14 protein-coding genes and 1 riboswitch are annotated in these 14,553 nt (G+C 66.7%); of the genes, 7 read left to right on the forward strand and 7 right to left on the reverse strand.

The genetic code is table 11. From position 1 onward, the window contains the following. Positions 1-97: 97 nt before the first annotated feature. Genes JHE00_RS15120 through JHE00_RS15130 form a run of 3 tightly spaced genes read left to right on the forward strand, consistent with a single transcriptional unit; the run spans position 98 to position 4,851 of the window. Entirely contained in the window at positions 98-1,273 is a 1,176-nt protein-coding gene (locus tag JHE00_RS15120) for an exonuclease SbcCD subunit D (protein WP_200318692.1), read from the forward strand. After that, complete coding sequence (locus tag JHE00_RS15125) at positions 1,270-4,245, forward strand: AAA family ATPase (protein ID WP_200318693.1); 2,976 nt, start codon at positions 1,270-1,272, stop codon at positions 4,243-4,245. Before JHE00_RS15120 ends, JHE00_RS15125 begins: the two co-directional genes overlap by 4 nt. 42 nt (positions 4,246-4,287) lie before the next feature. Beyond that, a complete protein-coding gene (locus JHE00_RS15130) occupies positions 4,288-4,851 on the forward strand; it encodes a DNA-3-methyladenine glycosylase I (protein WP_200318694.1) in 564 nt (187 codons plus the stop codon). Positions 4,852-4,860: 9 nt separating this feature from the next. Here JHE00_RS15130 and JHE00_RS15135 read toward each other — a convergent pair whose 3' ends face one another. After that, positions 4,861-5,376, reverse strand: coding sequence for a methylated-DNA--[protein]-cysteine S-methyltransferase (locus JHE00_RS15135; RefSeq protein ID WP_200318695.1), 516 nt, complete (start codon positions 5,374-5,376; stop codon positions 4,861-4,863). Then, on the reverse strand, positions 5,373-6,908 hold the full coding sequence (locus tag JHE00_RS15140; RefSeq protein ID WP_200318696.1) for a DNA-3-methyladenine glycosylase 2: 1,536 nt from the start codon (positions 6,906-6,908) through the stop codon (positions 5,373-5,375). Before JHE00_RS15140 ends, JHE00_RS15135 begins: the two co-directional genes overlap by 4 nt. 118 nt (positions 6,909-7,026) lie before the next feature. On the opposite strand from JHE00_RS15140, the gene JHE00_RS15145 reads away from it, so the two are divergent. Continuing rightward, positions 7,027-7,311, forward strand: a complete 285-nt coding sequence (locus JHE00_RS15145; protein WP_200318697.1) for a hypothetical protein — start codon at positions 7,027-7,029, stop codon at positions 7,309-7,311. A gap of 36 nt (positions 7,312-7,347) precedes the next feature. Next, positions 7,348-8,430, forward strand: a complete 1,083-nt coding sequence (gene ychF / locus JHE00_RS15150; RefSeq protein ID WP_200318698.1) for a redox-regulated ATPase YchF — start codon at positions 7,348-7,350, stop codon at positions 8,428-8,430. Between the two features lie 28 nt (positions 8,431-8,458). On the opposite strand, the gene JHE00_RS35090 is transcribed toward ychF, so the two are convergent. After that, the gene (locus JHE00_RS35090) at positions 8,459-9,184 is read right to left on the reverse strand and encodes a tyrosine-type recombinase/integrase (protein ID WP_307831951.1); all 726 of its coding nucleotides are present in this window, start codon (positions 9,182-9,184) and stop codon (positions 8,459-8,461) included. A gap of 311 nt (positions 9,185-9,495) precedes the next feature. On the opposite strand from JHE00_RS35090, the gene JHE00_RS15160 reads away from it, so the two are divergent. Continuing rightward, on the forward strand, positions 9,496-11,145 hold the full coding sequence (locus JHE00_RS15160; RefSeq protein WP_200318700.1) for a P-loop ATPase, Sll1717 family: 1,650 nt from the start codon (positions 9,496-9,498) through the stop codon (positions 11,143-11,145). Positions 11,146-11,617: 472 nt separating this feature from the next. On the opposite strand, the gene JHE00_RS15165 is transcribed toward JHE00_RS15160, so the two are convergent. Continuing rightward, positions 11,618-12,166 carry an HNH endonuclease gene (locus JHE00_RS15165; RefSeq protein WP_200318701.1) on the reverse strand — a complete coding sequence of 183 codons (549 nt, stop codon included), beginning with the start codon at positions 12,164-12,166 and terminating at the stop codon, positions 11,618-11,620. Between the two features lie 66 nt (positions 12,167-12,232). Further along, entirely contained in the window at positions 12,233-12,607 is a 375-nt protein-coding gene (locus tag JHE00_RS15170) for a ScoMcrA-related endonuclease (protein WP_504739429.1), read from the reverse strand. Positions 12,608-12,907: 300 nt separating this feature from the next. Between JHE00_RS15170 and JHE00_RS15175 the strand changes: the two genes are divergently transcribed. After that, the gene (locus JHE00_RS15175) at positions 12,908-13,483 is read left to right on the forward strand and encodes a dihydrofolate reductase family protein (RefSeq protein ID WP_200318703.1); all 576 of its coding nucleotides are present in this window, start codon (positions 12,908-12,910) and stop codon (positions 13,481-13,483) included. Positions 13,484-13,740: 257 nt separating this feature from the next. Here JHE00_RS15175 and JHE00_RS15180 read toward each other — a convergent pair whose 3' ends face one another. Both JHE00_RS15180 and JHE00_RS15185 read right to left on the reverse strand, forming a co-directional pair. After that, entirely contained in the window at positions 13,741-14,022 is a 282-nt protein-coding gene (locus tag JHE00_RS15180) for a hypothetical protein (RefSeq protein ID WP_230424166.1), read from the reverse strand. A gap of 78 nt (positions 14,023-14,100) precedes the next feature. Further along, positions 14,101-14,391, reverse strand: a complete 291-nt coding sequence (locus tag JHE00_RS15185; protein ID WP_200318704.1) for a 4a-hydroxytetrahydrobiopterin dehydratase — start codon at positions 14,389-14,391, stop codon at positions 14,101-14,103. 32 nt (positions 14,392-14,423) lie between these two features. Beyond that, positions 14,424-14,534, forward strand: a riboswitch (TPP riboswitch). Positions 14,535-14,553: the final 19 nt, after the last annotated feature.

The following is a 14,553-nucleotide window of genomic DNA, read 5'->3' on the forward strand; positions in this document are numbered from 1 at the left end:
GACAAAAATGGAAAACCACGAAATCGAACACACGTTCGAGTGACACGCCGGTCGTTTGTCCCCGATTCTGTCGGCCCCTCGTCCTAGCTTTGATCTCGTGCGGATGTTGCATACCTCGGATTGGCACGTCGGACGGACGTTCCACGGCGCCGACCTGCTCGCGGAGCAGGAGGCGGTCCTGACCCAGCTCGCCGACCTCGTGGCCGGTGAGTCGGTCGATGTCGTCCTCATCGCGGGCGACATCTACGACCGCGCCGTGCCGTCGGCCGAGGCAGTGCGCGTGGCCACACGTGCCATGAAGCGGATCAGGGAAGCCGGCGCACAGCTGGTGATCACGCCGGGCAACCACGACTCCGCAGCCCGGCTCGGTGCTTTCGCTGAATTCGCGGCCGCGGGAGGTCTGCACCTGCGCACCACTGCTGCCGAACTGTCGGAACCGGTACTGCTGCGGGCGGGCGGGGTCGACGATGTTCCGGTCGCGATCTACGGGATTCCTTATCTGGAGCCGGAAATCGCGCGGCATGCACTCGGAGTCCCGCACGCGCGAGGACACACCGCCGTGTTGAGCGAGGCGATGCGCCGGATCGCCGAGGACATCGCGACCAGGGAGCCCGGAACGCGGTCGGTCGTACTGGCACACGCGTTCGTGACGGGTGGCGTCGGCAGCGACTCGGAGCGGACCATCGCGGTCGGCGGCGTGGAGCAGGTTCCTGGCGACGTGTTCGACGGCGTCGACTACGTCGCGCTCGGCCACCTGCATGGGGCACAGACGCTCGCGGACCACCTGCGCTATTCCGGCAGCCCGCTCGCGTACTCGTTTTCCGAGTCGGCGCAACGGAAATCGGTCTGGCTCGTCGACCTCGACGCCGACGGCCTCGCCGGTGTCGAACGCCGAGACCTGCCGGTGCCGAGAAAACTGGCGACCCTCATCGGCCCGCTCTCGGAGCTTCTCGACACGCCGGAGTACGCCGAGTACGAGGACTGTTTCGTTTCGGCGACGCTCACCGATCGCGTCCGGCCCGTCGACGCGATGCGCAAGCTGCGGGACCGCTTTCCGCACGCCGTGCACCTGGACTGGGAGCCGGAGGGCGGTTCCGCGACCGTGCTCCGGTACGCGGAGGCCGTACGCGGGCGATCGGATACCGAGATCGCCAGGAACTTTCTCGACGACTGTCGCGGCGCTCCACCGAGCGATCGCGAGCACGCGCTCCTGACGTCGGCGCTCGAGACCGCGGGCAAGCGTGATCCCGAGCAGGACGGTGATGTGCGGTGAGGCTGCATCGACTCGAGGTGGCGGCGTTCGGACCGTATGCACGACGGGAGATCGTGGACTTCGACGCGCTCGGCGCCGACGGGCTCTTCCTGCTGCACGGCGACACCGGTGCCGGCAAGACGACGCTGCTCGACGCGGTCGCCTTCGCCTTGTTCGGCGCCGTACCCGGCGCGCGCGGCCAGGTGAAGCGATTGCGGTGCGATGTCGCCGATCCGGATACCGCCACCGAGGTCGCGTTGGAGCTGAGTGTGCAGGGGCACCGCTTGCGGGTGGTGCGCAGTCCCGAGTACCAGCGCCCGAAGCGCCGGGGACAGGGCTACACCACTCAGCAGGCCACCGCGTCGCTCGCGTGGGTCGGCGAGGTGCCGCACGGGCAGCCTGCCGAGGGGATCACGCGCATCGACGAGGTGTCGCGAACGGTGCAGCGACTGCTGGGAATGAACGCCGAGCAGTTCTTCCAGGTGGTGCTGCTGCCGCAGGGGGAGTTCGCGCGGTTCCTTCGGGCTGACACGACGGAGCGCGAACAGTTGCTGGAGCGGCTGTTCGGCACCGAGCGGTTCGCCGACGCCGAACGCTGGTTCCGCGAGCTGCGCACGGAACGCGGCAGGGAGCTCGAGCGGCGCAAGCAGTCGATGCGTGAGTGGCTCGCGCGGCTCGCCCAGGTCGCGCGCGAGGAGCCGCCGGACGACGCGGGCAACGCGTGGGTCGCCGCACTGAAGGAGCGGGCCGCCGGAGTCGCCGCCGCCGCGCGCGAGGAGGACCGGGAGGCAAGCGCCGCGCGGGAGAGTGCCGACGCGACGTTGCAGGAGCGCAGGACCGCCGCGGAGCGAGTGCGCCGGGTCCGCTCCGCACACCAGCGGCTGGCCGCGTTGGAAGAGCAGGCGGGCGAACGCACGAAGTGGGCCGCCGAGCTCGCCGCGGCGCGCAGGGCGAGCACGGTCACCGGCCTCGCGGCCGAAGCCGATCGCCAGACCGAGCGGTTGGAGCGGGCGGAGCGGTCCGAGGTCGCGGCACGCACGGCACTGGTTGCCGCCGGTTTCGAGGAACCGGACAGCCCCGTCACCGTGCTGCGGGAGCGCGCCGGGTCGTGGCGCGAGGAGGCGGGTGCACTGGCCGGTCTCGTCGGCGAAGCCGAGCAGCAGCAGCGCGACCGCAACCGCTTGCGCGACCTGGTGGAGACGGCGACCTACGCGACGGCGCAGGCCACGGCCATCAGCGAGAAGCTGCAGGGACTTCCCGAACGGGCCAAGGAACTGCGGCTCCAGCGCGACCAGGCCGCCGAGGCCGAAGCGAAGCTCGACGGCGTCCGGCTGCGTGAGTCGGACCTGACCTCCGCGCTCGCCGACGCCACGGGCCTGCCCGGCCTCGAAGCGGCCGTGGGTGATGCCGCCGACGTGGAACGCGCGGCGACGGACGCGCATCAGTCGGCGAAGGCCGCACTGCTCGATCTACGCGAACGGCGGCTTGCCGGGATGGCCGCCGAACTGGCTGCCGGGCTCGGCGACGGAAGTCCGTGCCCGGTGTGCGGATCGGGCGAGCACCCCGCGCCCGCGACGGCGACAGCGGACTCCGTCGGGGAGGCGGAGGAGACCGCGGCGGCGGAACGCGAGCGCGCCGCCGAGGAACGCCGGGGCACTGCGTTCACGGCCAGGCACGAGGCCGAAGCGAAGCTCGCCGCTGTCCGGGATCGGCTTCGTGGACAGACGGCGGAACTGCTCGACGAGCAGCTCACCGCGGTGCGGGGCGAGCTGGCCCAGCTCGCCGACCTCGCGGGCCGCAAGGCCAAACTCGCCGCTTCGGTGGCCGCCGCGGAAGCCGAGCACGACGAGCTGATGGCCGAGCGCGCCCGTTCCGAACGTGACGCCGGTGCCGCGGAGGAACAGCGGCGAGCCCTGTCCGAGCGGGTCGAGGAGCGGGCACAGCGGCTCGATGTCGCCCGCGGCCGCTTCGCCGACGTCGGCGAACGCCGGGAACATCTCGTGGCGCTCGTGGGTGCGCTCGACGAGCTCGCGGAGGCCCGCGCGTCGCGGGCTGCGGCAAAGGAGCGTCTTGACCAGCAGCTGGCAGCCGTGCGGGATGCGGCGCGGCAGGCGGGTTTCGACACGGTGGAAGACGCGCTGTCGGCCGCCCGTACCGAAGCGCGCGTCGGTGAGCTGGAGCAGACGCTCTCCGACGCGGAGAAGGCCGCCGCGGCGGCGAGAGCCGTGCTCGCCGAGCCCGAGCTGGCCGGGGTGTCACCCGACGAGGTCGTGGATCTCGAACCGGCCGGGCTCGCCGCCGAACAAGCGCGGGTCCGCGCCGAGACCGCGGTCGCGGCATCGCGCGCGGCGGTGCAGCGCGAGCAGGAGATGGACTCGCTCGCGCAGCGGTTTGCCGCCGACCTGGCCGCGCTGGCTCCGGCGGAGGAGGAGTTCGCGGAGCTCGACGCGCTCACCGACGTCGTCAACGGGCGGGGTCAGAACGTGCGCAGGATGTCGTTGCGCTCGTACGTGCTCGCCGCGCGGCTCGAGGAGGTCGCGGCCGCCGCGACCATCCGGCTTCGTTCGATGAGCCAGGGCCGCTACTCGTTCGTCCATTCCGACGCCGCGGGTTCCCGGGGCACGCGCGGCGGACTCGGCCTGGACGTGCTCGACGACTACTCGGGCGCGGTGCGGCCAGCCAAGACGCTCTCGGGTGGGGAGTCCTTCCTCGCGTCGCTGTCGCTCGCGCTCGGACTGGCCGATGTCGTGGCGGCGGAGACCGGCGGAGCGTTACTCGACACGCTGTTCGTCGACGAGGGTTTCGGGACCCTGGACGGGCAGACGCTCGACGTGGTGATGGACGTGCTCGACGAACTGCGCGCCGGCGGGCGGGTCGTCGGGCTGGTGTCCCACGTCGAGGAACTGCGCCAGCGGATCCCGACCCGGCTCCGGGTCCGCAAGGCGCGCGAGGGGTCGACGATCGAGTTGGAGGGAGGGCTGACCGCTGCCTGAACACAACAGCGGAGCGCCTGTCCCGACGCGGGAGGTGGTCGGATGACCGATCCTGAACCACGCTGCGCCTGGGCCCTCGGCTCCGAGCTGATGACCGCGTACCACGACGACGAGTGGGGACGTCCCTCGCGCGACGACGCCTACCTGTTCGAGTTCCTGTTGTTGGAAGGCGCGCAGGCTGGGTTGTCGTGGTCGACCGTGCTGAACAAGCGGGAGAACTACCGCAGGGCTCTCGACGGGTTCGACGTGGAGACGATCGCGCGTTACGACGAGGCCAAGCTCGGCGAACTGCTCGCCGATCCGGGCATCGTGCGCAACCGGCTCAAGGTGGCCTCGACGGTCAAGAACGCGCGTGCCTTCCTCGCGGTGAGGGAGGACAGCGGTTCGTTCGCCGACTACCTCTGGGAATGGGTGGACGGCAGCCCGGTCGTGAACCACCCGGACGCCGGAGATCCGTTGCCGGCGACCACCGGTCTGTCAGACCGGATCAGCAAGGACCTCAAGCGCCGGGGGTTCACGTTTGTCGGCAGCACGATCGTCTACGCCTACCTGCAGGCCGTCGGCGTGGTGGACGACCACGTCGACGGGTGCCCGAGCAAGCCGTGAGCGGTCTGCTCAGCCGACGCCGGTCTCGTGGTCGAGCAGCCAGCGCTTGACGTCGAGACCCCAGCGGAAGCCGCCCAGCGCGCCGCCGATCCGTAGAACTCGGTGGCACGGCACGAACAGGGCGGCGGCGTTGCGGGCACACGCCTGAGCAGCGCCGCGGATCGCCTGCGGCCTGCCCGACAGCGCCGCGTAGTCGCTGTAGGTCACGGGCTTGCCCGCCGGAATCGTGCGCAACACGTCCCACGCGTGCTGGAGGAACTCGCCGGAATGCTGTCGCACGGGGATGAGGTCGATCGCGTCGAACTCGCCCTCGTGGTAGCGGCGGACAGCCTTGCTGACCGGGCCGAGGTCGCGTCGCTCCCGCAGCTCCGACGGCTGGAGGGCGGGCGAGATGACGGCGGTGAGCTCGGCGGGATCGGCCGTCCAGCCGGAGCCGAGCACGGCGCCGTCCGCGGCGACGACCGCCGTGAACGGACCGGCCGGGGTGTCCTGTGTGGACCAGTGGGCGAAAGTTGTGGTGCTCATCGGTTGCCTTTCGTGGTCGTGGCGGCGCTCGCGCGCCAGAGGTACATGCCCGCGTAGGAACGCCAGGGCCGCCAGGCCTGTGCGTGTTCGGCGAGTCCGGCGGCGGTGTCGTCGAGGCCCAGCGCTGCCGCGCCCTTGCGGACGACGAGGTCGCCGCCGAGCAGGACGTCGGGCTGGCCGAGGACGCGCATGAGCACGTAGTCGGCCGTCCACGGCCCGATGCCGGGTGCGGCGAGGAGTTCGGCGCGCAGGTCCGGCGCGTCCCTGCCGACGTGGACGTCGAGGTCGCCCGTGGCGATCGCCTCGGCGACGGCCCGGATGGCCTCGATGCGTGCGCGCGGGCCGCGCAGGACGTCGGTGCCGTGCTCGGCGATGGTCGCCGCCGTGGGAAACAGCAGTCCGGGTTCGCCGTCGGACGCGCCCGGCATCGGCTCGCCCAGCTCGGTCGCGAGTCGCCCCGCAGCCGTGCGGGCAGCCGCGACCGACACCTGCTGGCCGAGCATCGCGCGCAGCACGAGCTCGGTGCCGTCGACCGCGCCCGGAACGCGGATTCCCGGCGTCGTGGCCACCAGCGGGGCCAGCGCCGGGTCGGCGCCGAGGACCTGGGTCACGGCCTCGGGATCGGCGTCGAGGTCGAGCAGCCTCCGCACTCTCGCGACGGCGTTGCCGAGGTCGCGTACGTCGGTGAGCCGCAGATCGCAGCGGACGTAGCGGTCGGCGGGCGCCAGCCGGACGAACCCGCAGCCGTGGGGCAGCCGCAGCGTCCGGCGGTAGCCGTCGACGACGTCCTCGACCCCCGGGATCGCGCGGGCCGTCAGGAAGGCGAGCAGGCCGTCGGCGTCGAACGGTTCGCGGAACGGCAGCCGCAGGCTCAATCGGGCGCCGCCGGATGGCGTGCCGTTCTCGCCGCCTGCCTGTGCCCGCCTGCCCGCGGCCGCTGTGCGCAGCTGCGACGGCGTGGCCGCGAACACCTCGCGAATGGTGTTGTTGAACTGGCGCACGCTCGCGAACCCGGCCGCGAACGCGACGTCGGTGAGTGGCAGCTGCGAGAGCTCGATCAGCAGCCTCGCCGAGTGCGCGCGGTGGGCCCGTGCGAGCGCGAGCGGGCCCGCGCCCAGCTCGGCGGTGAGCACCCGGCCGAGCTGGCGCTCGGAATAGCCGAGCCTGCGGGCCAGCCCCGGAACGCCCTCACGCTCGACGGTGCCGTCCGCGATCAGGCGCATGGCCCTGGCGGCGAGGTCGGCGCGCACGTTCCACTCCGGCGAGCCCGGTACGGCGTCGGGCAGGCAGCGCCTGCAGGCCCGGTAGCCCCGCGACTGAGCCGCGGCCGAGGTCGGATAGAACTCCACGTTTCGGGCCTTCGGCGTCATCGCAGGGCAGGACGGCCTGCAGTAGATGCCGGTGGTGCGCACGGCCACGATGAACTGGCCGTCGAACCTCGAGTCGCGCGACATGACGGCGCGATAGCACCGTTCGGTGTCGTGCCAGAGGCTGTGGTGGGCCGGTGGGGCCTGCACGGTTGGCTGTGCCATGGCGTCGATACTGCCACCAGGTCACAGGCCTGACTGGCGGGAATCGGACACGGAGGACGCGGCGATTCTCATCCGGTTCTCATCCGTTCCTCATCCGGCTGCCGTACGGTCGGCGACCATGACCGCACGCTCCAGGAAGCTCCCGTTCCGCACCATGACCGCGATCATCGCCGCAGTCGGCGCGATCAGCCTGTCCGCCTGCGACCAGCCCGAGCAGGACGACGACGGTGGCACACAGCAGGAGGACGGCGGCGGCCAGAACAACCAGGACGACGACGGCGACGACGGCCAGAACGACAACGACGACGACCAGAACGACGATGACCAGGGCGATCAGAACGACCAGGATGACCGGGACGACCAGGGTGGCCGGGACGACGACGGCGACGACAACGACGGCTGAGCGGGGCCGCCGGACCGGCACGTACACTGCCTTGTCGTGAGTCTCACCCTCGGCATCGTCGGACTGCCCAACGTCGGCAAGTCCACCCTCTTCAACGCCCTCACTCGCAACGACGTGCTCGCGGCGAACTACCCGTTCGCGACGATCGAGCCCAACGTCGGAGTCGTTCCGCTGCCGGATGCGCGCCTGGACAAGCTCGCCGAGGTGTTCGACTCGGCGAAGACCGTCCCGGCGACGGTGTCCTTTGTGGATATCGCGGGCATCGTGAAGGGCGCGTCCGAAGGCGCCGGACTCGGAAACAAGTTCCTCGCCAACATCCGTGAGGCCAACGCGATCTGCCAGGTTATCCGGGTGTTCGACGACCCGGACGTCGTGCATGTCGACGGCAAGATCGACCCGAACGACGACATCGAGACGATCAACACCGAGCTCATCCTCGCCGACCTGCAGACGCTGGAGAAGGCGCTGCCGAGGATGGAGAAGGAAGCGCGCACGAAGAAGGAGGCGCGGCCGGCACTCGAGAACGCGCAGCGCGCCAAGGAGATCCTCGACTCGGGGCGCACGCTGTTCTCGGCGCAGGCCGAGATCGACACCGACGGCCTGCGTGAGTTCAGCCTGCTCACCACCAAGCCGTTCCTCTACGTGTTCAACGCCGATGAGGGCGTGCTCGGGGACCAGGCGAAGCGCGACGAGCTGGCCAAGCTCGTCGCACCGGCGGACGCGGTGTTCCTCGACGCCAAGGTCGAGGCCGAGCTGCTGGAGCTGGACGACGAGGAGTCCGTGCGCGAGCTGCTCGAGTCGGTCGGTCAGTCCGAGCCGGGCCTCTACTCGCTCGCGCGGGCCGGGTTCCACACCCTCGGCCTGCAGACCTACCTCACCGCGGGCCCGAAGGAAGCGCGCGCGTGGACGGTCCCGCAGGGCGCCACGGCTCCGCAGGCGGCGGGTGTGATCCACACCGACTTCGAGCGTGGCTTCATCAAGGCCGAGGTGGTCTCCTACGACGATCTGGTCGAGGCCGGTTCGATGGCGGCTGCCCGCTCGGCGGGCAAGGTCCGCATGGAGGGCAAGTACTACGTCATGGCCGACGGCGACGTGGTGGAGTTCCGCTTCAACGTCTGATCTGGGCCTGTTTTCCCAGCTCAGAGCGTTAGGCGGCCTCGCGATTCGTCACCAGTTCGTCAGGCTGACCGGCGACGTCGGCAAACAACCGGGATGATTCGAGCCGGGTGCGGCCCTCCGCGCTCGGCCACAGGTGGGCGTAGGTGTTGAGCGTGACTGTGGCGCTGGAGTGGCCTAGCGCCCGCTGAACGGCGACCACGTCACACCCCGCGGCGATCAACCCAGAGGCGAAGAAGTGCCGAAGGTCGTGTAGCCGCAGCTCCTCGCATCGCGCCGCCGTGCGGGTCAGCCGCCACCAGTAGCCGACCGTGTTCTGGTGAGGTGGGTCGCCAGCCGAGCCCTCGAAGAGCCAGCGGCTGGCCACGCCGTTCTGGCGGTAGGTCGCGATGTAGTCCTTCACCAGCGACAGCAGCTCATCGGACACGTGCACGACCCGTTCAGAGCCGTACTTGGGCGCGCGGATCTCAACACCACGCCCGTTCTCGCGCTGAACCTGCCGGGACACGCTGATCTTGCCGCGCTCGAAGTCCAAGTCCGAGGCTCTCAGCGCGGCAGCCTCACCAAGCCTGAGACCAGCAAACGCACACAACGCCACGAAGGGCCTGAACCGCGGATCTGCCGACTTGAGCAGTGCTGCCACCTGACGCGGCGACGGCAATGACATCGCGACCTCAGCGCGACGAGTGCGCGGAAGGCGGACGCCCTCAGAAGGGTCGACGCCGATCAAACGGTCCCGCACCGCGCCCCGGAACACCGATCGGACGTTGTTGAAGCGCGTCCTGATCGTCCCGTCGCCTGACTGATGGCTATCACACCGAGCCGGAACCGCGAGCCTGGCAACATCGGCCGGCAGTGGGCGAGCAGCGGTCGCGGCCCCGACACGGCGTGATCGAGACGCCATCAGGCGACGGGATGACCACAAGCGCAGGTAGGTTCCCATCGCTCCCAACTCGGCAGCGGTGCGGCAAACACGGCGTGTCATGCGGTCGACGCCGCAAGTAACAACTCCGGTCATGATCGCGACCTAAGGTAAAGAGATGCCTTGAGCGGCGCGTATCAAGTGAGGTGAGCACGAAGGTGGTAGCAAAGCGTCAACGCCTCCGTAGCACGTTTACATTAGGGGGTGAACAAGCTGAGGCAGATGGTCTTCTCGACGATGCATTTTACGAATCGGACGACTTCGCCGTAATATCGTCCCGCGAAGATAAGCGATGTTTTGTCGTAGGAAGAACCGGTTCGGGAAAGTCGGCCGCGTTGCAGCGGCTTGAAGAGCTGAATCCAGATCGCGTGATTCGGGTAAGTCCAGAAGATCTATCGTTGCCGTATATTACCAATCTTCAGGCAATCAGGTATCTAGACTCGCTTGACATCAATCTCGACAATTTCTGGACAACTCTTTGGAAGCATGTACTACTGGTCGAGATTATTAAGCACCGATACAAAGTTAACTCACCAGCCGCGAAGCAGAAATTCCTGGATGAAATTCGCGATCGGGTTCGACGCGATAAGGCGAAGCGAGCCGCTCTCGACTACCTTGATGAGTATGAAGGCCGCTTCTGGGAAGAGGCGGACGAGCGGGTAAGGGAAATAACGCAGAAGTTCACCGAAAGAATTGACGCGGAAACAGCTGCTGGCGCAAAGATTGGCAGTGTGGCGAGCGTAAATTTCGGCAGCAAAGAAGGACTCGAGACTTCTAGTGAGTTTACCGAGGAGCGAGTCGATCGATTCCAGCGGATCGTGAATGATACGCAACTAGCAAGACTCAATAAGATGCTCAATGTGTTAGATGACGAAGTGCTGAACAGGCCGCAGCTGTTTACATATGTTGTCATCGACGACCTGGATCGAGACTGGGTTGACGAGCGAATCGCAAATGATCTCATCCGGTGCTTATTTCGCACCGTGATCGACCTCAAGCGAGTGCGACATCTCAAGGTTCTTGTGGCCCTTCGTACTAATATCTTTCAGGAGCTACAGTTCGGTCGTCGAGGAGGCGGGCAGGAAGAGAAATTTCGTGCGCTGGTGCTTCTAATGAAATGGACGAAACCAGACTTGGCCGAAATGCTCGATGAGCGAGTTAAAGTAGCTGCATCGAAGGCGGAGCTGGAGCTGAAGTCCATATCCGATCTTCTCCCTAATTCAAATAAGTCACGAGGGAATCCCTTGGACTACATGTTGGATAGAACCCTCATGAGACCTCGGGACGCCATTTCTTTCGTGAATGAGTGCTTGACCCTTGGCGTGGGAAATGACCGACTAACTTGGTCGGATATATCTTCTGCCGAGCAATCTTACTCTTCGAAAAGATTGCTCGCTTTGCGAGATGAATGGAAACAGACCTACCCCGACATAGATCAAGTATTTGAGAAATTCCGAGAAAGCCCTCTGGCGATGTCCAAGCAAGACCTCCAGGAGCGTCTCGACTCGGCGATGCTCCTCCTATCGGAGCCGAAATTCGCGGGAGTTCGGTGGATGACTGATGTCACGAATGCAATGTGGAATTCGGGGCCCGATACATCGTGGTTTGATCTCTATCAGCCGCTTCTGAAGGTTCTCTTTACGGTTGGCCTAATAGGATGTTCTCGAAGCGACATTCGGCGGGCGGTCTTCTATTCAGAAGACCCACTTTTTATCGATCAGAGAAGTAATGTTCAGACGACTCGGTCGTTTTTTGTACACCGCTCTTTTCATCGCGCCCTAGATATCAGGTCGTGATGCTCTGGAGGGATCGGCCGCAGCTTTGCCTTTGATGGACGGTTGGCCCCGTTTCAGAATCGACAGTTCATTCTGGGTAAACAGGCGTCGGCTTTCAGCGCTGACCTACGACCAGGGCCAGCGTCGTATCCGTGACTGGGGAGAGGTTCAATGAAGATCGACCAGGGTCGTGTCTCGGCTTGTACTCTCGACATTCGTCAATCGATCGCCAGGGAGTGTATCTAGCACGAAAAACGACTGTCACAGCGGGAACGCCCAGGTTAGCTGCAAACTTGGGCGTTCCCGCAGAAGTCGAACGTCGTTCGATAGGCCGCCCGGATGTCAAATTCGTGCCACATCGCGTCCGCAAAACGCGGCAGATGTCGGGAGCTGTCGATACCGATTAGTGCATGTGAAGGCGACGAGGTACCGAGGCCCGACGGGGCCCTTGGTGTATCCACGTTCTTCCCGGCGGATCTCTAAATCGCAGGTTTCATGCACCCTTGTCACGCACGTGCTGAATCACGTCTTGTAGCTCAGCAGGTGTTAGCCAGTGGGCTCCGCGGTGGATCATACGATGGCAGTTGGAACATAGGACTGCGAGGTCATTCAGCCGCGTTTCTGTTTGCCCGGTGATGTGCAGCGGCGTGACGTGATGGACCTCGGCGTACCGCGCTCCTCGTTCGCCGTAGGTTCGTTCGAAGTCGAAGCCGCAGACCTCGCACTCGAGGCAGCCTCGTTCGGCAAGTACCCGGTCGATCTTCTTCGCTCGTAGTTTTGGGTTTCGCTCGCGTCGCAGGTGGAGGAGGACGAGGGCGCGGCCTTCGGCTGCTGCTTCCTCCTCGTCGATGTCAGCGGCGAAGGGTAGCTCGGTGAGTTGACCAGTGGCGATGCCTGCGCGGATCGCGGCTGCCTGTGCGTGCATCTCCTCGGGGCGATCGAGGAAGGCTTGCAAGATCTCCTTGTCGAGCTTGCCGCCCCGGGTTGGTTTGCCGTCGTAGTCGGGGTGCTGAGTCGCGATGTCGAAGGTCTTGCGCTGCACGCTGTTGGGGTTGCGGAAGGTCTCGCCACGGGACTCTGGCGGGTGCAGTGGGAGCTGTTGCAGTGCCTACGACAGCTCGATTGTCCTCTGCTCATGCGCCCGGATGCCTTGCCAGGTGTTGCGTGCGACGAGATCACAGGCGAGCACGAGTTCCGATTCAAGCCACGCCGGGTTCCGCCCAGAGCGCACCTCGAACCCGAGGGACCGGAGCAGTGCTACGACCGTCTCCAGTCCTCCCGAGAACTCATTCGGGCTGAGGGCCTGCTCATCGGGCAGGTAGCCGTGGGCGACCCCGACGATCGCTTTCGAGTCGTACTCCCGGCCGTCGTGGACGAGGGTGTAGGTGCGAGCCGGGCCGAACCCATAGCGATTGAACCCAGCAGGGTCACGATCGTGCTCGTCGATGGCAGCGAGGACGGCCTCGCGCGTGATCTCTCGCATGCTCACGGCGAGGACGCTACTGGCTGCCACTGACAGATCAACTCCGTCGCTCGAACCTCCCGCGGCTGATCGTCAATCGTTCGTCAGGACACCCATCCGGCACAGCAAACGACCACCGTCGACGAGTGGGGAACGCCCAGGTCAGGACGCATGCCCGAGCGTTCCCCCAGGTCGCGATTTGTTCCGCTTCAACGTCTGAGCCCGGCCCGGTAGAAAAGATCTTCGCCCGGGTTGTCGAATACGGTTGCTCCCGATCGACGCACTGACGAGAAGCACGTCAGCCAGGCAAGGAGCAACCACATGCGTACCCTCATCGCCACCGCGTTCGTCTCGCTCGACGGCGTCGTCGAGGCGCCCGGCGGGGAGCCCGGCTATCGCAACTCGGGCTGGACGTTCAAGGACGTCGAGTTCGACCCGGCCGCGTTCGAGCTCAAGGGGCGCGAGCAGGGCGAGGCGACGGCGATGCTGATGGGCCGCGTCAGCTACGAGGCGTTCTCGCCGGTGTGGCCGGACATGACCGAGGACTTCGCCGGCTACAACGCCATGCCGAAGTACGTCGTGTCCACCACGCTGCGCGAGCAGGACCTGGTGACCAACTGGGGCGAGATCACGATCTTACGGTCGCTGGACGAGGTCGCCGCGCTGAAGGAGACCGACGGCGGGCCGATCAGCATCCACGGCAGCGCCGAACTGAACCGCAACCTCGCGGACGCCGGCCTGATCGACCGGTACCACCTGCTGGTGTTCCCGGTGCTGCTCGGCGCGGGTAAGCGGCTTTTCAGCGACAGCGACAAGGACAAGCAGAACCTGTGGCTCGTCGAGAGCGAGTCCTACGGCAACGGCATCCAGAAGCTGGTCTACGACGTCGTCCGCTGAGGACACGTTCGTGCCGAGGCAACCGGTTTTTCGGCTGCCTCGGCACGAGTGAGTCGGATCAGCCCGCCGCGGCGAGCAGAATCACGAACAGCAGGGTGACGGTGACCGCGAAGGCGGTCACGACGGCTTGCTGGCTCGGCGACAGTACGGGGGCGCGGTTCATGGGGTCCCCAATTTCACTGGTAGTGGGTGTTCCACCCGTGAAAACCGCAGGACCCGCCCTCAGTGTTAGCCGCAGTGCGGAACTGTGGTATGCCTCACAGCGATGGACCGTGCCTGCGGCCCTTCGCGGTGTAGAACAGCACGGCTCCGGCCACGCTGAGCATGAGAGCGAAGGCCACGCCACCGACGACGAGCGCGTGCGTCAGGCCGCTGCCCGCGACCGTGACGGCCCGATCCTCGGCCTGGTCGGTGGCCGCCGTCGCGGGCAGCGCGAAGGCGGCGAGCGTGACCAGGACGAGCGCCCCGAGCGCCGCGACCCTGCGGGCAGTGCTCCCGATCGCCCCAGTGGTGGTTGTGATGAAGCTGGAACGGCTCAACGCGCACTCCCCTCGATCCGGTAGCTGATACCCGGGGAACGCACGAAGGTGCCGGTCATGTTGCCCGTGCGGGCCAGATCACACCGATTCGATCACCCCGTCGATCTCATTCGCGAGTGAGATGTCCTTCTCCGTGATGCCGCCTTCCGAATGCGTGCTGAGCCGGAAAGTCACTGTGCGCCAACGGATGTCGATGTCCGGGTGGTGATTTTCGTTCTCCGCGATCTCGGCGACGCGGTTCACCACCTGGATCGCCTGAGGAAACGATGCGAGCTCCGCGTCCCTGCGGATGGCGTCGCCCTCGCGCTGCCACTGCGGCAGATGCCCCAGTGCCTCGTCGATACGTTCGTCGTTGAGTACCTCTGCCATGCGTCCATGGTGGTACGACAACGGGTACGCTGCACGATTGCCACGGGAGTCCGGCGCGGCCGGGCTGAGAGGTGGGCGAGAGCTCACGACCGTTCGCACCTGATCCGGATCATGCCGGCGCAGGGAGGCTCCGCTCCTTGCGCCGGCGACACCGGTCACGAC

Source organism: Prauserella cavernicola, assembly GCF_016595675.1.
In the GTDB taxonomy this organism is placed as follows: domain Bacteria; phylum Actinomycetota; class Actinomycetes; order Mycobacteriales; family Pseudonocardiaceae; genus Prauserella_A; species Prauserella_A cavernicola.